12 protein-coding genes are annotated in these 18,146 nt (G+C 37.1%); 9 read left to right on the top strand and 3 right to left on the bottom strand.

The window, feature by feature from the left end:
• Window positions 1–112: 112 nt before the first annotated feature.
• Both B1C82_RS06385 and B1C82_RS06380 read right to left on the bottom strand, forming a co-directional pair.
• Entirely contained in the window at window positions 113–514 is a 402-nt protein-coding gene (locus B1C82_RS06385; protein WP_086446757.1) for a DUF6573 family protein, read from the bottom strand.
• A 6-nt stretch (window positions 515–520) separates the two neighbouring features.
• Window positions 521–1,180, bottom strand: a complete 660-nt coding sequence (locus B1C82_RS06380; RefSeq protein ID WP_086446756.1) for a tyrosine-type recombinase/integrase — start codon at window positions 1,178–1,180, stop codon at window positions 521–523.
• A gap of 123 nt (window positions 1,181–1,303) precedes the next feature.
• On the opposite strand from B1C82_RS06380, the gene B1C82_RS06375 reads away from it, so the two are divergent.
• The 4 genes from B1C82_RS06375 (at window position 1,304) to B1C82_RS06360 (ending at window position 6,003) form a co-directional block, all read left to right on the top strand.
• Window positions 1,304–1,705, top strand: a complete 402-nt coding sequence (locus B1C82_RS06375) for a hypothetical protein (RefSeq protein WP_086446755.1) — start codon at window positions 1,304–1,306, stop codon at window positions 1,703–1,705.
• A gap of 26 nt (window positions 1,706–1,731) precedes the next feature.
• Window positions 1,732–2,082 carry a cell division protein SepF gene (locus tag B1C82_RS06370; protein ID WP_167373749.1) on the top strand — a complete coding sequence of 117 codons (351 nt, stop codon included), beginning with the start codon at window positions 1,732–1,734 and terminating at the stop codon, window positions 2,080–2,082.
• A gap of 124 nt (window positions 2,083–2,206) precedes the next feature.
• Window positions 2,207–2,995 (top strand): SIR2 family protein, encoded by a 789-nt coding sequence (locus B1C82_RS06365; RefSeq protein WP_086446754.1) that lies wholly within the window; start codon window positions 2,207–2,209, stop codon window positions 2,993–2,995.
• Between the two features lie 8 nt (window positions 2,996–3,003).
• Window positions 3,004–6,003: a tetratricopeptide repeat protein gene (locus B1C82_RS06360; RefSeq protein ID WP_086446753.1), complete on the top strand. Its 3,000-nt coding sequence runs from the start codon at window positions 3,004–3,006 to the stop codon at window positions 6,001–6,003.
• A gap of 31 nt (window positions 6,004–6,034) precedes the next feature.
• Here B1C82_RS06360 and B1C82_RS06355 read toward each other — a convergent pair whose 3' ends face one another.
• Window positions 6,035–6,787 carry a hypothetical protein gene (locus B1C82_RS06355; RefSeq protein WP_157894099.1) on the bottom strand — a complete coding sequence of 251 codons (753 nt, stop codon included), beginning with the start codon at window positions 6,785–6,787 and terminating at the stop codon, window positions 6,035–6,037.
• Between the two features lie 231 nt (window positions 6,788–7,018).
• Here B1C82_RS06355 and B1C82_RS06350 point away from each other — a divergent pair, with 231 nt between their 5' ends.
• The 5 genes from B1C82_RS06350 (at window position 7,019) to B1C82_RS06330 (ending at window position 18,146) form a co-directional block, all read left to right on the top strand.
• Window positions 7,019–14,068: an RHS repeat-associated core domain-containing protein gene (locus B1C82_RS06350; protein WP_086446751.1), complete on the top strand. Its 7,050-nt coding sequence runs from the start codon at window positions 7,019–7,021 to the stop codon at window positions 14,066–14,068.
• A gap of 81 nt (window positions 14,069–14,149) precedes the next feature.
• A complete protein-coding gene (locus B1C82_RS06345) occupies window positions 14,150–15,022 on the top strand; it encodes an LA_3334 family protein (RefSeq protein ID WP_086446750.1) in 873 nt (290 codons plus the stop codon).
• A complete protein-coding gene (locus B1C82_RS06340) occupies window positions 15,019–16,422 on the top strand; it encodes a Kelch repeat-containing protein (protein WP_086446749.1) in 1,404 nt (467 codons plus the stop codon). The genes B1C82_RS06345 and B1C82_RS06340 overlap by 4 nt, the downstream gene beginning before the upstream one ends.
• 46 nt (window positions 16,423–16,468) lie before the next feature.
• The gene (locus tag B1C82_RS06335; RefSeq protein ID WP_086446748.1) at window positions 16,469–17,140 is read left to right on the top strand and encodes a tetratricopeptide repeat protein; all 672 of its coding nucleotides are present in this window, start codon (window positions 16,469–16,471) and stop codon (window positions 17,138–17,140) included.
• Window positions 17,141–17,150: 10 nt separating this feature from the next.
• Window positions 17,151–18,146 carry a cytochrome c peroxidase gene (locus B1C82_RS06330; protein ID WP_157894098.1) on the top strand — a complete coding sequence of 332 codons (996 nt, stop codon included), beginning with the start codon at window positions 17,151–17,153 and terminating at the stop codon, window positions 18,144–18,146.

Raw genomic sequence — 18,146 nt, 5'->3', positions numbered from 1 at the left:
AAGAAAAAAGGAATCGAAAGTAAGGTAATCACAGAAAAGTCTAAAGAAAACAAAAAGAGTAAGGGACTGTAAGATGTTTCGAAGCGATGAATGGTTTTTTCATTGGTTTAAGTTAATCTTCTTCGGGAAGAAGAATAGTTAAAACAGGAGATGCGTTGTCGCCGGGACCGCAAATGATTTTAAAATCTCTATAAGATGGACCTGGTAAATCTTGTATTGAAAGATTTAAACGAAAGAGATGAGAAGACTCATCAATTACCTTAGTTTTATTCAAAATTGTAGCTTTTAGCATTACTTCTATAACATTCTCGAATGAAACTTGATCATTAGAATTCTCTACTATCCATCTTATTTCATGCCAAACACCCGCAGTAACTGCTAACGGATATTTGTAGATTCTTTTAACTAAATGAGAAAATTCTCCATTAGATAGATCTATCAAACCACCATCTTTGATAGCTTCTGCTCTGGTATAGGAATCTATGATCTCGAAATCTTCAAAGAAATTATCCATATACTTTTATTCCCAAGTTAGAAATTGTGATCCGTCAAAGAATGGCTGTGTATAGAATCGACTACTTGTGTTAGGTGATGAATGCCCCAATACTTTTTGAGTAGCGATAGAACCAGCCTTTTCTAGTAATCTTCTTCCTGTCGTATGCCTCAGGCTATGACAAAATATATTACGATTTTCTAATGTTTTAACATTCCATCCGCTAACTATAAACTGGAGTCCTCTTTTGGAGAGGGGTGAGCGTATAGCTTGGTTCCTTTTAGGGTGAGAATAAAAAAAGAAATCGCTTTTGATATTAAATTTACTATGATAATCGGTAACACTCTTTAGAGTACTTTTAGATAAAACTGAATAGCCAATCTTGCCTCCCTTCCTTCTATACTTGATCAAAGTATCACCATTGGGAGAACTCATGAGGTTAGAAAAGCGTAAGGAAACTACCTCTTTAGCTCTGAGACCAGTTGTAGACATCAAAAGAAAGATCGCCCGATTTCGGTAATCCATTTCTGTCTTAGGCTTTGAAAACCTTTTCGAAAGTTCTCGCATCGTTTCATCACTTAAACCTCGTCCGAAAGCGGAGCCTTCTTCTTGGGGAATTTCTACGTCTCTACCTGCTTTTTTTCGAATCGATTTGAATTGGATTATTTTGGCTGTGTTAGTGTTCATTGTCGAAATACTTAATATTCATATAGTACAATACATATAATAAGTATTTCGGTGGAAATGTCAAGGAATAAATTCCTTGATGAAAGAGCGGTTAACGGGTCAAAATGCCATCGGAATTGAGTTATGAGCGAAAGACTGGATAGGGAAAAAAGAATCCGTGAAAAATTTAATAAGATTTTTAAAGTCGCTTCGAAAAAGAAAAGAATAGCTCCAAGTGGATCCGCCTCTACCCATGAATTCGATATTTATAATGAAGGAAAATTCATTGGTGGAATTAATACCAGTAGGAGATTAACTTCATCCGGGAAAAATAATACAGGCGGTCAAGATCGAGTTTCTTCGGAGATTCTTTGGTTATCCCTTTGGAGAGGAAGTGAAAGGAGAGTTTTAATTCTCACTGACAAAGAAATGATAGAGCACCTTAAAAGAAAATATGAGGGTTGGAAATTTCCTCATAGTATCGAACTGTATCACATTGATGAACATACATTAGAAATGAATAAGGAACCGATCTTACTGTTATAATTTTGGTCAATGAATATGAGGTTTACATGGCATTACTGAATCCATCTGAAATTCGAGAAGTCTCTGAATTAAATGATGAACAAAAACAAAGAATATATGATTTTCTTCAAGGGGCTGTTTACTCCTGGTGCAAGAACAGAAAAAATGAATGGTTCTCCATGAGAGACTTAATGGGAGGCGAAAATACCTACTGGGACGGAACTCCATTATACGAGTTGTATCTAAAACATTTAAACAAAAGGAGTAATGATCCTGTTAAGGAAGCGGGAAAGGACTCCGGCTGGTTGCTAAAGAAAGTGCTACACTTGGATATTCGTAAATTTGATGGAAGAGATGGTGAAGGGTTGATTCGAGAATACCTATGGGTTGAGGAATGATTTTGGAAAATCGTATCCTTTTTCAACTGCATAAAATTGTTACTTTCGTGCAGTTGATAAGAGAAAAGGAAAAAATGAAGCTCTGCATTGAACATGTCTGAAGAACGAGGAAGAATAACTTGAAATGACAAATAATAATTTCCAAGAAATGGATAATACTCTTCATTATATAATTAAGGAAATAAAAAATGGAAGAGCGTATCTATTTGTCGGTTCCGGTCTATCTTTAAATGCTCAATCCAAAGATTCTATAAGACCTTCTCAAATGATGCTTTGGTCTGAATTAGCTAGGGAGTTTTATAAAGAACTTGGAATATCCGATAGCGAGGCACTTTCTTTTCCGATTCCTAAGTTAATTCAAATTTACGAAAATCGTTTTGATTTGCGGAGAAGGAATGATTTGATTCGTAGAGCGGTTCCTGATGAAGAGGTTGAGCCAGGAGAAATTCACAGAAGACTTTTTAACATTAAATATTTCCCCTGGAGCGGGGTTGTTACAACCAATATAGACACATTGATAGAGAGAACTATGGCTGAGTTAGGCGTTAAATTTACCCCGATTGTTTACGAACGAGATATGCCTAGGACAATCGGTATGCCAATATATAAAATACATGGAACAATTTCGGATGAAGACACATGGATTTTTTCTGAAGAAGAATATCATACACGGGTTCAGCCATTATTTATAGATAAGTTGAGATCTATCTTTTCGGAAAAAACAGTAATTTTCGTTGGGTATAGTTTAAATGATCCAGACTTGGATGGAATTTTATATTATATAAAATCAAGAGTTGGTCACTATCAAAGAAATTCATTTCTTATTACCACAGATATTAATTCGCAGGTAAAGAATTATTGGAAGAGTAGAAATATTGAGTTAATAACTCCAAGCGAGTTTGGATTGTTATAATACATTTTATGAAACCTGGGCAGTTTTTAGATTTTATACTTAGTAAATTGGAGTCGATTTCGACTGCCGACCCTTTTGATCGTACTCCTGATAAGTCAGATTATTTGTGGTATAATACACGTTTAATTCCGGCGATTAAAAAGCAAAAGAAAGTAGAATGGGATACATATCGATCGATGATCGAAAAATGGAAAAAGAGTGAAGTTCAGTCTCGGGTAGAATCAAGGCGGAAGGAATTTAATCAATATTTCACGATTGAGTATTTTGGAAATTGGATTAATTCGTTAACATCTCTGCTTAATTTAAAAGGTCACAAAGATCTAAATATCTACTGGAATGAAGTTTCATCTGTTTTATTTGGGATCTCCGATTCTCCTTATCCCAATGATAATACCTTTGTTTCTATTCTGTCTTACGGAATTGAAAACATCTTTAGCTTAACGGAATTTCAAGAAGAAATTGTTTTGGTTTATCATGAGTTTACAAATTATCTTCTCGAAAGAATAAAAATGGGTAAAGAACACGGTCTCCTAGAAAGAGACTTGGATTATTTTATTAAAAGCATTCGGACTCTTAAGAAGAAATTAAAAGGTGAGAGATCTGAAAAGATGTATGATGTGCTTACGAGTTCTATTTTGCCGGAATATTTAAGAGTTCTGTATGTAAGATATATAATCGGAAATGAAATTCATGAGAGAAAATTAAAACTAAAAATTAAGAAGCTGAGTAAACTAGATATTGGAGCTAAAGAGTCTGCTCTTTTACATTACCGATATTTAATTTGTATGATATATTTGGGAGAATGGAAAGAAATAAGAAAGTTTATCAAAGAATTAGAAGAAAATCCGTTAAAAGGATGGTCGCGATTGTGGACAGGGTTTCTTTATTTCGAATTAGGTGATTATAAAAACGCATATCAATCTTATAGAGAAATATTACAAGAAAACCATCCAATTAAAGAAAGATATTTAGCCGTTCAGGCATTAGATCTCTTGTCGGATAGAATGGAATACGGTTTCCGAGCTGATCAAGGACTTGAAGATACTCTGTTTCAAAAACAATCCTGGAGAGAATTAAAGTTTAAAGTAATTGAAGAGGCAAGAGAACTAGGTGTTCTTTTAGACTATTATGATTTTACCGAAAATAAGAATAATTTATTTAGGCTATCAATAGCAAGAGCGGGATTTGATTTTGCTTTCCAAGAAAAGGAGGAAGGGATAAATTATTATCGAGAGAGTCATCCTATTTCTTTAATATACAGAGAATTTAATAAATATTGGCTTAATGGGATGCCGACTGTTAATGTAGATGTGGAGATTGTAAAGAAATCTTTAGTTTACATATTGTCAAATCCTATGAATCTCTATAACATTCTGGATTTAATAATGGTCCTTCCCGCTTCTGTGGATTTAAAGAGTATAAAAATAAATGAAAAAATTCAGTTATTTGCGTGGAAGTATTCAAGTGAATGGTTGTTACTCCAAGGTGAACTAATTAACCGATTTCGAAAATTAGTTGAGAACCCTTTACTATTAATAAACACAGACAGCAAGCGTGAAGGCAGCTTAATAAATTTACAGTTTAGAAATATTTCAAATTTTTTACGTGATTCATTATCTGTGTTCTCCAGGGAGAACTTTTTCGTACTTTTGAGAATATTTAACAAACTTCTCAAGGAGCTGGACAATATTGAGAATCGTGAATATTCGGCGGAATTTGAGGTTATTGGAGATATCCTCTCAATTGTTTTGAGCAAATTAAAAATAAAAGATCGTGCCGTTTATATTGAGTATATTGATCCTTCTAGATTCTTTACGTTAACTGGGTCATTGGTACTCGGTAGAATTCAAGACTTTTTAAATTCTGACCTTTGGAGCGAATTAGATAAAGAATATAAGAATGATCTAATGAACCAAATAAAAATCAATGCAGAGATTAATCCAAATTATTGTTTTGGATTTTTGCCTTTATTTAAATCTGATAAAAATCAGGCTAGAGAGGTTGTAAAAATCATCTCTGAAGGTTTGGAACAATACCGTTCAAGAAGAATAGCTGAATTAAAAGAAAATATTGTTGATAAGGATTTTGCCTCTAACGAGCGATTCTGGCGTGACGAAATTGAAAGCTTCGAAGGTAAAAGAAGCTGGTTGGATATTGAATTCAATGAATATTTGTTTGAATTAGAGGAAGTGGCAGATATTGTTCCATTCGATTTGGATACATGGATAGAAGAAAATTACTCGGTCGTTAATGTAATCTTTAGCTCTAATCTATTCGAGCCGTTGCGAATGATGTTAAAATCTAAAAAGTTAATTTATCCGGACAATAACATTCAGAGGGTTATCAATCTCGCTGTAAAAAGAATGGAAGAGGATTTCTCTAAGGATAGAATATCTGATCATATCGATGATATTTATCGAAGCGATATCGGTCTTTATTATTTAAGAACCAGACAGTATGAAGAGTGGATGTCGCTATGGGGAAGGGTGAAAAGATTTAATGGCTATGTATTGGAGGCGGAAGACTTTCGCGTATTTAGAGAATATTTAGAGGAGAGAGACCTTTTAGTTGATACTTCAAATGGAATGTATAAGAGGATGTTGATTTTATTTGTCCAGTTGAAGGAAAAGAAGGATAAGTTATGGTTAATGGTGTTCATGAGCGGCTTGATTTCTCATGCGAAGAAGGAAATAGATGGGGATCGAGATTATTTGGTGTATGCATGGAATGATTCTTTCATTAGAGAGAGATATGTAAGCATCGGTATCTCTGCCATCGAAAATTTGAGGAGAATTTCTAATGAAGACCTTAATGATTTTATTGTCAATTGTATGGTTGATCTCATCGATGAATATAGGACTATCTATGTTGATGGATCTTATTCTAAGTTAATGAGAAAATTTATTGAGGAGAATATTGATCTTTTGAGAGGTAAGGAGTTGTTGTACAATAAAGCCGAGAAGCTTATTCGTAAGCTTTCAACTTTAGATTTCATCACGTATGAGTAGGAAGAAAATTTATTTAAACAGAGAAGTAGATCTAATATAAAAACTTGTTATTACAAGTCTTTAAACAAGTGTTATGAGCTTGGCTACAATTAGAAACGCCGTAGACTTCGAAAGCATTTATTTCTGAACCACTTGACGAACCTGAACTATGGAACTGAATGTATTGGTTTCTCGCATTTGGTCCGGGGTCTGTTTGAATAGAGTAAGAACCAGCGGAACCTCCTGAACAAATGAAAATATATTCTCCACCTTGGCTTGGAATTTCTAAGTTTTGAGGGGTTGTGCTTAAATTAGAAATAAAGGTGAAATAGCCATCCGGCGTAGAAGTATCTGGGATATCTAATCCGTAATGATTTTGCCAGTAAATGGAACAGGAAGCTGGACCTTGTATTTTAAAATAAACAGACACTTGATACTCTTGGCTAAGACCAAAAATATCCGTATCGCTCGAAGAAGATAGATTAGCGGACAGTAGATAGCTATCAACTGGTCCGCTAAAGATTGGGTTTCCAGAATCAAAGCTTTGGGAGAAAGTATTATTAGGTTCTGTCTCACTATTTGGAGAAGGACTTTCCGGTGGGTAAGTTGTCGTAGGAACACTCACGTTTGTAGAGCTGGAAGGATTGCTATTCGCAGTGAGTGACTGCTTTAAAACACATGAATTATAATTAGCTTCACAATGATGTGACTCGTAGCACTGTGCTTTCGTAAGATTTGAACCATCACAATGTAAAATAATCCCTGTCCCTAAAGTAATTAGGCTTCTAAAAATTCGTTTTCGCATAATTTAGTGTAGATGCTATTTTCTTAAGGATATACTTGCGAATCGTTTTCAAAAATCTATCCTTTTTTGTCTCATTAAGTCGCTTTAAAGGTATCTCAAAGGGTATATGGCAAAAGGCGCAAAATTGTGGATTAAATAATTTGACATCAATCAGGAAGTCCCTTTTTCTCACGTTATGGGTAATTCCCGCAGGAATTGTTCATACAGGAAATAAAGAGGGAAGCCCGAGAAATGCGAAAAACAACTAATAGAATTAGGAAATTTTTTTCAGCAGAGAAAATAAAGGAAACACTCAATCGTAGGGAATTCACCCGATTTCTATTTATAGTTTTAATTAGCTTGTTTGGAATTATTGGAAGTATTCCAAGCACTTCAATGCCTATGCCTCTTCCTGCTGTTTCGGTTGATCCAAGCGGAAAGTTATCCGTCTCCTTCCCAATAACTTTGCCCGTTGGAACACGCGGGATGACACCGGATTTAAGCCTAACCTATACTTCTAATACAGAAGATGGATTTCTTGGTGTCGGCTGGACAATTCCTACAATACATTATATCAAACGTGATTCTAGTTTTGGAATAAATTACGACACAAATGATCATTTTTATACTTCACTTGCTGGGCGTCTAGTTTCCCAAGGAAGCGGTAATTTTCGATCTAAGTCGGAATCATTTATACGGTTTCAGTCTTTCGGTACATGTGGTATCGGACCATGTAAATGGGTGGCAACAGATCGGACAGGAATGACTTACACTTTCGGATATTTAGATGGGGAAGACACAAGTTCTAATTCTAGAATACCAGGTCCAAGTGGAGGACATGTTAATACCTGGGCATTGCAGGAAGTAAAAGATAAATTTGGGAATGGATATTCTATTCAGTATGAAGTAGATACCGGAGGTACAGACTTCAGACCAATTTTGATTCGATATAATATACATCCGGATGATTCTGGTAACAGCCAGAACAATCGGGCTGTTCAGTTCAATTACGTAGCTCGGTCGACAATTTCTGCTTCTTCTTTCCCAAGTTATTCGGAAGGAATTTTAACTCAAAGCAGTAAACTCTTACAAAGTTTAAAAGTTTATGTTGGTTCTTCGATTACTTCTGGGAATAATATTTATTCATATACCTTTACGTATCAAAAATCCCCTGGATCTAAAAGAGCAAGACTGGAGAGTATTAAGAGAGATGGATATGATCCGGTCGATTTTACGTACAGTGACGGAACAAGTATCTCACTTGGTTTAGCTTCTAGCTCTCCTGTGAATGTAAACTTAATGTCTTCAATAAGGCAGGCGGTTCCTTATCCAGGAGTTAAGAGAGCAGACGGTGCGCTGATAGATCAGAATATTTGTGTGTTAGGATATGCCGCTTGCTGGCAGACATTATTTTCAGTTCCTTGCACAGGTTTTGATCCAACTTATCAGACTTATTCCCCTCTCGGGTGCAATCCAATCTATGAAGAGGAGCATTTAGCTTGTACAGTGTATGTAGCTGAAGGTTGGAAATACATCGCAAACGGATTTGCGGCTCCAGATGTATATGGGGGTTCTGTTTGCGGTGCTTGTATGACTGGTGCTTCAGTTCCGACATCTCTTTCTTTTCCAATCGATTTTGAAGGCGATGGAAAAATGGAGTTCATGTCAATTGTAGGTACGGATGGAATATTTCTTCCGCTTCCATGTGGTTTTGATTCTGGAGTTCACGGTGCAGGATTTGCTTTGCAAAAAATATCCAGTTTATCCTCAAATTCACCAACAAGAGAGGCTAAAATTTCAATCGATCCAACATTTAAAGAAAACTCTTTTCATGGTATCGGTGATTTTGATGGGGATGGTCGAAACGATCTGATATATGGGGTCGATCAAAACGAAAATCCAAACTTGGCTATCATGTTCTCCGATGGATCAAAATGGAATACGCCTGTTGCTACAAATGTTACCTCAGATATCGGTCCAGCTCAATATATGTTGGCATCCGGACCAACTTGGACCTCTGCTGATCGCTTTGCATTGGAGCCGATGTATTGGACCGGAGACTTTGATGGGGATGGAAGAACGGACCTAATGCGTAGGACGTCAGATGGCTTATCATTAGAAATTTTTAGATCGCAATATTCTAAACAAACAGGAAGTTTTAGAACTCCGTCATTTAAGTTTAATTTTGATTTTCAGTCCGGTTATGCTGACGACAAACAATTGCTGGATATCGATGGAGACTCTCGTGTCGAGTTGGTTGAATGGACAAGTTCTAAAATTTACATCACTTATTTTAATTCTGGGTTAACAGGAATTCAAAAACAAGTTACTGTTGCGTTGAATACTACAAAAGGAAATATATTTTTTCCAAGTGTAAATGGAGACAATAAAACCGACTTCGCCTATCTGACTAGTGATCATAAACTTCATGTCTGTTTAAATACTGGTGTTTCATTTACTAATACTTGTTCAACTTCTACTCTCCAAGCTAACTTTATTGTCGATTGGAGGAATCCAGATGATGACGACGGTATCAATACAAGACAATTTGCAGATGTTTCGGGAGATGGACTAGAAGATTTTTTATTTTTTGATGGAAGTTTGTTACATGTAGCTTATTCGAATGGAACGGGATATCCTGCTGAATCAGTAACCCCGATAGCATTACCTCATGATAGATTTTATGGCTCTTTCGACGTAGACGGAGATTCGGTTTCAGATATAATTTCGATAGATTTTGCAACGAATACTTTTGTGGTAAGCCTAATACCCAAGAACTCTAATGGATTAGATTTATTAACAGTGATTTCACGGGACACTGGAAAGTCATCCGCTCAAAGTTCCACAATTTCATATAAATTAAAGTCTGATATCCCTAAAGACTATTCGACTTTTAATACTCTATCTTATCCGATAACGATAAATGCTTCACCGGAGTATATGGTTGCTAGTACCATAACAGATTACGCAGGCGGAACAGATCCAAACTACGTCAGAAGTTATACATACGACTACGGAATCAGCCTTTATTACAATGGAAATGCTTCTCAAAGAGGAGTTTTAGGGCCTAGCTCTTTTAAAGTAAAAGATATTTCAGATCCAAATGGTGTAACTCGAACTTATACTTTAAATCAAAGCAGTCCGCAGATGTCCGGAAAGGTAAATTTACTGGAAGTTAAGAATGCAAACGGAAGCTTGATTTCTACAACGGCAAATACGCTTTCTGAAGTGATTACAGCAGGAATTGCCGGAACTACTTGGGTTCGTCTGGATTCTACGGTTACAGATTTATATAATAATGATGGTTCCAATCATATTAGTACGACGACATTAAATTACAGCAATTACACTAATGAAGGAAATTATCAAACTGTTCAGGATATAGCAACAGCCTATTCACCGGACGGAACTGTAACCGATAAGATTACGAAAGCTATTGTTTACGAAAGTGTTCCCGCAGATGGAGTATATGACCGAATTGTAACTGCGTCTTCGAGCGATTCAAATGGAAACCTCATTTCTAAAGCAGTACTAAAATATGATAGTTCGGAACATTTAATTCAAAAGGATGTATATTCAACCTCCTCTTCTTTTATTTCGACCTATTATCAAAATTTCGATACCTTCGGGAATCCACAAAACATAGTCGATAACAATAATAATGTAACGCAGCTAACTTACGATGCCGCTGTACACAATGACCCAATTTTAATTCAGCAACCAAATGGGTCTTATGTGATCCAAGAATTTGATCCAATCATTGGGAAGATTAAAAAGAAAAGTATTCCTTTGAATGGAAGTTCTTCTGCTGCATATGGAGCAATCCCATATACTATCACAGATTACGATTATTACTATAGAGTTTCGAAAGTTTATTATCCAGGTGAAACGAATCCGAATGAAGTATATTCCTATGATAATATTGGCGATCCTACTCAACAATCGGTGACGAAGACTCTGTCTGCATCCGGATCTTCAAGTGATTCAACATTTACAACGACATTTATCGATCCGATGGGAAGAAATTGGAAAAACGTCTCGGCAGGATTCGCTAATCAAAATCTAACGCAAGAAAGCAAATATAATGCCTTAGACCAGTTGGTTTCTCGGACTAATTCTTATTTCTCCAACATGGATAAGGATACAACGTTATTTTCTTATGATGTTGATGGAAGTACTACAACTATCAATGACTTGGCTCAACAAAGTTCAGCTCAGATTTCCTATAATGGCTCTTCTGCTACTAAAGAAGTTAGTACAACCAGTGCGGACCCGAATAGCGGTCAATCGGTTTCTGGCACAACTAAGACATACATAGAGACTAAGGATGGTCGTGGAAGGACCATCAGTTACATAGTAACTGGAAATGGAGGAGACGGTGCTGCCGTCACGAACACGACACAATATACTTATTTCCCGAGTGGGAAAGTAAAGAACACCATTGCAGGTGGGGCAAGTACTTTAACTACCGGGTATACTTATGATTTGCTCGGTCGGAAATTGAGTCAAACAAGCCAGAATTCTGGGACAATAGTTTTTAATTATGATGATGTTAATCAGTCTTGGTCACAAACTGATAGTCGAGGGAAAACAGTTCAATACTTCGCAGATTCATTAGGAAGGATTATTAAAATAGCAAGACCTGATGGTGAGAAAGATATTGAATTCTACTATGACCAAGGTGGGTTTGCGAATCAGCTAACAAGTTCTTGGGACGACTCCGGAGCCGTTGCAGTTAAGTATGATCAAAGAGGAAATATTTCTGAGAAAATATATTACCCAGATCAAACGGGAATCAATTCGGGTGATGCTTCTATGGCGGTCAAATTTCAATATGATTTTGATGCTTTAAAGCGTTTGAAACATCTTACCTATCCTGACGGAACCCAAACTCATGCTTTCTACTCTAACGCGGGTTATCTTGGTGAGATTACAATGGATAGCTTTGATAAACAAAGTACAAATTATCCGTTAGTAACTTATGGACTTGCTGTAGGATCTAATCAGTATGCATTTACTCGAACTACTGGGAATAATGTCCAAACTCAAATATACGTTGATCCTATTTTCCAACGAGTGACAAACTATACGACTAATGGTACTGGAACAGGAGTAGAGCAGAATATTTCACTTGGCTACGACGGTAATGGAAATGTTACGAGCATCGTTGACGGAGTTACTCCTGTATATAGTCGATCGTTCACCTACGATGGGTTGGATCGGTTAGTAAGTTCCTATCGCCTCTTAGACGGTCAGATTAACAACTATCAGTATGATGATACTGGAAGGATGACTCAAAATGCCGGAGTTTCTCTTTCTTATACGGACGGGCAGCATTATAGTGCAGTGACCAGTGCCACTGTTACTGAAAATGGAGTAACGAATACTTATAATTATTCTTACGATGCATCCGGAAACATGATCAATAGAAATGGGGACACTTTCCTTTATGATAGTTTGGGAAGACTCTCCGAGATTGATGCGGTTGGTGGAACAACTAGTAAGTATATTTATAGATCTTCAGGAACCAGAGCCAAAAAGATTCTTCCTGACGGAAGTAAAGTATACGAATTTGATAAGGCATATGAAATTCTTCAAAGACCTTCTCAGCCCGATCAACATACAATTTATGTAAGAGGCTATAAAGACGAATTAGTCTCTCAGTTTTCTCGTTCAAATGCAGTTTTATTACCTGTTGCGAGTGCTGATACAACCGGCGCAAATGATTTGCAAAGGGTATCTTTGAGTGAAGTTATTAGTAAGTCGGGAGTTGGGTTTTTAACTCGATTCTTGAATGCCTTCGTATTGGAAAAGGCAAAGTTTTTGGGAAGCGGAATAAGCTGGGCATCGCTTCAGTTCTTATTAGAAGGAAATAGGATTTCCACACGACTTCAAGTAAGTCTATTTACTGTAATACTATTAGCGATCCTATCGTTTTCTCTTTATCAGTACAAAACAAATCGGCTTTTCATAAGAAAGCGTCTAAGTGGCTTCGGCTTAACGGTTTATACTATAAATCCAATCTTAATAGTTTCTTTTGTTTTCTTATCTGTTTTTGGCTTCGGAGGATGTGGAGTTCTTGTTCCTAATAAAAGCGGTGATCCACCTTGGGCAGACATCGCTATCGGGATTAACGGGCAAACTCCGGGTCTCGGAAACCACGGAGGAGGTGATACTCCTCCTGATCCTTCTGGTGCAAGTGGTAGCCCTGTACAAGGGATCTACTGGTTTCACCCTGACCACTTGGGTAACGTAGTTATGGTTACGGATTCGAACGGTAACGCAGCTAATGGAGGCGATCTAAGCGGGAAAGTGAATATTGTCTATGATGCTTACGGCAAAATAGATGCTAGTAACTCGACTGGTCCGGATATGTTCCGATTCAAATATACGGAGCAAGAAGACGATTCCGAATCCGGTTTATATTATTTCGGTTTCAGATACTACGATTCCTTTACAGGTCGGTTCATAACACCTGACGACAGGATCACAGGTGCTCCTATGGGAAGCGACCAATACATGTATGTAAATGGGAATCCGATGAGCCATACAGATATCGGTGGTCACTTATCAGGAAGCCAGCTCATGGACAGAATATCAAAATCCATGCAAGAGGCGATCATCGAAGCGGCATATGAAGAGAACCCGATATTAACTTTAATGTTCTTACAATGGCAGAGGAAGCAGGCTGAAAAAGCAGCAAGAAGAGAGCTTCAAAGAATGCAAACGATCGAAGCTATTGTTTTAGCCGTCCAGATTGGAGTTGCAGGTTATGCGATTGGAATTGCAGCTTTTACAGAGTTGAGTGAAGCCGCTACTGTTATGGAACGTCTTGAGTTTGTTAGCGAGAGGATTTTCGAGTCTTTAGAATATGGGATGCTAAATGTAGTTCAAGATGAAGTTCGGGATGCAGTTATATATAATTTCCAATTACAAATGCTCGCTTCTGGAGCAGGAAGATTAATTGGAGGATATGATCACGGATTGAATAAATGGGATAAGAAAGGAGCTGAAAGAGGACAGAAAATTGGAGAATATTCAGCTACTGCTTATTCTATTTTCAGAGATATGCGAGAATTATTCGAGTTTGAAGCATCTCCGGACGAAGATGGTGGGATTACTGATGATACTTTACGTGACCCAACTGAGTTTCACACTACTTTGATCGAAAAGCCAATTCCACATTCCTTGCCAATTCTCTTCAGTGCTTTTTCGGGCATTGGTCCTGCTAAAATTCTAGAGAACAATGTTTCATTCGATAAATTTAAAGAAGAACTTTTTCCAGAAAAAGAGGGGGAATAGGTAAACGCTGAGGAAGGTTGCGAACCAGAAGTCTAGCTTTCCTAGCTTCTGGTCGATATTATTTAAGCTAGTCTATAATAAATGAAAAGATTAATCATAATTGTAACAATTTTTATTCCATTAAGTTTCCTTAGTTCAATGGAGCTTATATTAAAAACAGGTGAGGTCTTTATTTGCGATTACATTTCTGAAACTGAAAAGGATCTAACTTTGCAGTGGAAAAATGATAGGTATGTAGTTCCAAAATCAGAAATCCAGTCCGTAAATCTCAAAATCTCTGGAAAGCATATCTCCTTCAAATATAGAAATTTCAAAATGAAGGATAACAGCACAATTCGCGGATTGATCGCGGAAGAAGATGCAAATACGTACACTGTAAAAACAGATATTGGATTTCTTACTTTAGAAAAATCGAAAATATCATCCTCTGAGCCAGCCGGTGAAGAAATAAAATTTGATGCTAATTATTTACAGACAGATGCTACCGCAAATAAGTCTTTCATCGGAATTGGAGCTTTAGCTTTAGTTAATGGCGAGTCTATCGGTGGAAAAAACCCTTATTCGTTTGGAGGATCATGGGCAGCCGAGCCGCATTCGTTTAAATTAAACACTCGCTGGCTCGTAGGATATCGAGGGGAATATCTGATATCAAATCGTCCAGACTCTAATTATTCTTTCTTTAATAATTTTTTATACGCTAAGTATGATTATAAGAAATCGGAAATTTTGGATTTCTATGCGATTGTCGGCGGTGGTTTGTCTTATGACCAGTTTACCGGAAAGGGCGTTACCAGAGCAGGTGTTAATCCAGCATTAAATTTTGAAGCAGGCTGGCAGGGATTAAAATATGATAATTTTCAGTTAAGAGTAGGATGGTATACGACACATATTCAAGAGCGGCATTATTCCTTTGATATGACTGGACTACAGATTATGGCGGGTTTCCGTATATGAATTTAAAAGAAAATACTTCCTATTCAATTATCAAAGTAATTGAAAGAAAACTTACTGAAATCTTCTTCTTTTCGTTTTTGTTCTGCTCCTTCCTCTCATGTGATCAAACTCCACTCGAATCCGGATCTGAATTGTCATCGCTTAAAGTTCAGGGTTGGGCGATTAGTAATCTGACTTCTAATTCAGCGACCCTAAGTTGGAGCTGCTCTACTATAGCTAAAGGCTTTGTAAGTTACGGTCCTTCTACAGGAACTGAAAATATAGCAGTAAGCTTAGTAGATGGAAGGAAACATTTAGTAGAATTAAAAAATCTTTCCGGAAACACAAATATTAAGTTTCAAGTAGTTTGCGAGCACGATACCGGAATGGCTATGTCTGGAATGCAATCCTTTGAATCGCAACCGGATTTGTCACAGATATTAAAAAGAGGAATTATAGTTGTCGGTGGGTTAGGAGATAGTTTAGCGGCAGTAGCGCAAATCGACTTATATGATCCGGTAACCGATTTATGGTATGAAAAGATCACGAACATTCCGACTCCACGAGCCTACGCAAATATCGTTTCTCTAAACAATAAAATATATGTGATCGGTGGAATGGATACTTCCTTAACGACACTTCTAACCACAGTTGAAGAGTATGATCCATTTGCTAATAGCTGGAAAACTCTCTCCTCTATGCCACAAGCATTGGTCGGTTCTTCTATAGCTAGTGTCGGATCAAGTATCTACTTATTGGGCGGAACAATCGGAGTGGCGATGTCTGCTCCTCCGGCAAATAAAGTTTACAAATTTACTCCGGGGATTGGGGCTTCAGGTACTTGGCAAATGATCAGTTCGTCATCTCCGATACTCGCAAGATCTGATATGAATGCTTGTTCGATTGATGGAATCATCTTTTATAGCACAGGAAGGAATTATTCCGGTAATGTTCAGAATACTGGAGATGCGTATATTCCTTCCTCAAATACTACAACTGGGGCAGAATCAGCGTTTAACCTTAGCAAGTTTGGAGCAGGTTCCGCCTGCTATAGACCGCTTCCTTCAGATCTGAATCCATCGGATTTTCCAGCAGTAGTCACTGTCGGAGGTAGCACATTAAACAATGTGAACGAGCCTCCAAATGCTATTCTTCCGTCCACCGAATTCGAAATCTATACAATCGGATCAAATAAATCCATTACTACCGGGAGCGTAATGCCAAATCCTGTATATGCTCCTTCGGTTGAATTTTCTTACGATACAAGAAGTGTGTATGTATTTGGTGGATCTAAGACTGTGTATGTCCCACTGGATCTAGTATACTCTATCTCGATGGGGAGTACTACCGGGACTTGGACAGCTAGGAATTCAATGCCAGTCGCTCGGTATGGTCATCGGTCTGTAATTCTAAGTCGATAGTATTCTTCCATCGCCAAAATGGCTTTGGAAAAAAGGAAATATGAAAATGAAATTTAGTAAATGGACGCTTCTGTTCTTTATAACGGTATGCAGCGTTTCTTTATTTTCTGAACAAAATAATTTTCCAGAAATTAAAGCGTTAATTTCAAAAGGAAACTATAAGGAAGCTCAAGAACAAATTAAGAATCTTTCCGAGGATCATCCAGATGATCCGACATTAGCCTTATACCAAACGGAAATCTGGATTGCCCTTGCTAACGAAGCGTATGGAGATCAAAAATATAGAACTGCTCACGAATACTATTCGTTGGCTTCCATTAGCTGGCCTAGTCATCCAATCGTTAGGAAGAGATTGGCGGAATTAAGCGGTAAAGATTTAAAGGATTTGCAGTCAAAAAATTCTCTTAAACCACCGAAAGTAGAATCTGCTGTTAAGTCGGGAGAAACAAGTAAGGGTCAAAATAACTTTTATTTTATAGTTTCAGGATCTCCTGAAGCAAATTCTATTTCTAATTTATTATCAGAAGTTTCAAATACCTTTCGAAATAATGAAATAAGTGTTCCAAAAGAAAGAACAACTGAGAATTCATTTGGTAGCATAACCTCTAACTATTTGTCTTGGTCGCTTTCTTTGCAGGGGTTATTAACTTTTGTTAATCTCATCATTCTGTTCATTATTACTAAGCTATATTTTAAATTTGAGAAAAAAGCTAAATAAGGATATCGTCTTGCTTTATAATTATTCTTTGACTTCCAGTTTTCTAATCATTTCAGTTTTACTTCTTTCATGTAACTCCTCTAAAAAGAGTGATAGAATTTGGGAAGATGCTACGAAGATATTTCGAACAATTCCGAATAAAGTTCCAGGTAGTAACTCGGATACTCCCGAGCTTATTTCGTTGGGGCAGAGGCTTTATAACGACAATCGCCTGTCTTTGGATGGTTCGATATCATGCAACTCTTGCCACCCTGTTACAAATGATAAGGCAGGAGCAGATAATACTGCTTTGTCTATCGGCGTAAAAGGCAAGCGGACTCAAAGAAATACTCCTTCAATCATTAATTCTGCGTTCCAATTTGCTCTTTATCGTGATGGAAAATTTAATAATTACAATGAATTGATTAAGGACCATTTATTCAATAGCGGAGAAATGAAACTGTCTTCTGAGAAAGAGTTAGAGTCTCGAATTTCTTATGATAAAGAATACACTTTGGATTTCGAAAGACTGTTTCCGAGAGAAAAAAGAAAGATAAGCATTTCAACGGTCACAGTTGCTCTGTCTGCTTATCTAAGGACATTGGTCACGAAGGGAAGCCGATTTGATGAATATTTAAGTGGGAATAGAAAAGTTCTGACAGAACAGGAGCAGGACGGCTTATCTCTCTTTCTCTCGCAAGGATGTATTACATGTCATAATGGTCCCCTTCTCGGCGGTAATTCATTTAGAAAAATTGGAACTGCTCATCCTTACAATAAAGGCTCTGATAAGGGACGTTATAATGTAACCAAAAGACCACAGGACCAATATTATTTTAAAGTTCCATCCTTGAGAAATATTTCACTGACTGGACCCTACTTTCATGATGGGAGTGTTCAAACTTTAGAAGATGCAGTCCGACTAATGGGTTATTATCAGTTAGGAAAAAACTTTTCAGTAAGCGAAGTGGAGTCTTTGGTCACATTTCTAAAAGCTCTTTCCGACTCTCCCGATCTCCAAAATTAA

Origin of the sequence: Leptospira venezuelensis (genome assembly GCF_002150035.1) — a bacterium.
Lineage (GTDB): Bacteria > Spirochaetota > Leptospiria > Leptospirales > Leptospiraceae > Leptospira_B > Leptospira_B venezuelensis.
The sequence above is the reverse complement of the archived record's forward strand: the minus strand, read 5'-3'. Positions and strand labels throughout refer to the sequence as shown.

Bases quoted from the DNA above. Each gene is read 5' to 3' on its own strand.
- B1C82_RS06385 (WP_086446757.1), bottom strand. From the start codon at position 514: ATGGATAATTTCTTTGAAGATTTCGAGATCATAGATTCCTATACCAGA.
- B1C82_RS06335 (WP_086446748.1), top strand. From the start codon at position 16,469: ATGAAATTTAGTAAATGGACGCTTCTGTTCTTTATAACGGTATGCAGC.
- B1C82_RS06380 (WP_086446756.1), bottom strand. From the start codon at position 1,180: ATGAACACTAACACAGCCAAAATAATCCAATTCAAATCGATTCGAAAA.
- B1C82_RS06370 (WP_167373749.1), top strand. From the start codon at position 1,732: ATGGCATTACTGAATCCATCTGAAATTCGAGAAGTCTCTGAATTAAAT.
- B1C82_RS06375 (WP_086446755.1), top strand. From the start codon at position 1,304: ATGAGCGAAAGACTGGATAGGGAAAAAAGAATCCGTGAAAAATTTAAT.
- B1C82_RS06365 (WP_086446754.1), top strand. From the start codon at position 2,207: ATGACAAATAATAATTTCCAAGAAATGGATAATACTCTTCATTATATA.
- B1C82_RS06345 (WP_086446750.1), top strand. From the start codon at position 14,150: ATGAAAAGATTAATCATAATTGTAACAATTTTTATTCCATTAAGTTTC.
- B1C82_RS06355 (WP_157894099.1), bottom strand. From the start codon at position 6,787: ATGCGAAAACGAATTTTTAGAAGCCTAATTACTTTAGGGACAGGGATT.
- B1C82_RS06350 (WP_086446751.1), top strand. From the start codon at position 7,019: ATGCGAAAAACAACTAATAGAATTAGGAAATTTTTTTCAGCAGAGAAA.
- B1C82_RS06340 (WP_086446749.1), top strand. From the start codon at position 15,019: ATGAATTTAAAAGAAAATACTTCCTATTCAATTATCAAAGTAATTGAA.
- B1C82_RS06360 (WP_086446753.1), top strand. From the start codon at position 3,004: ATGAAACCTGGGCAGTTTTTAGATTTTATACTTAGTAAATTGGAGTCG.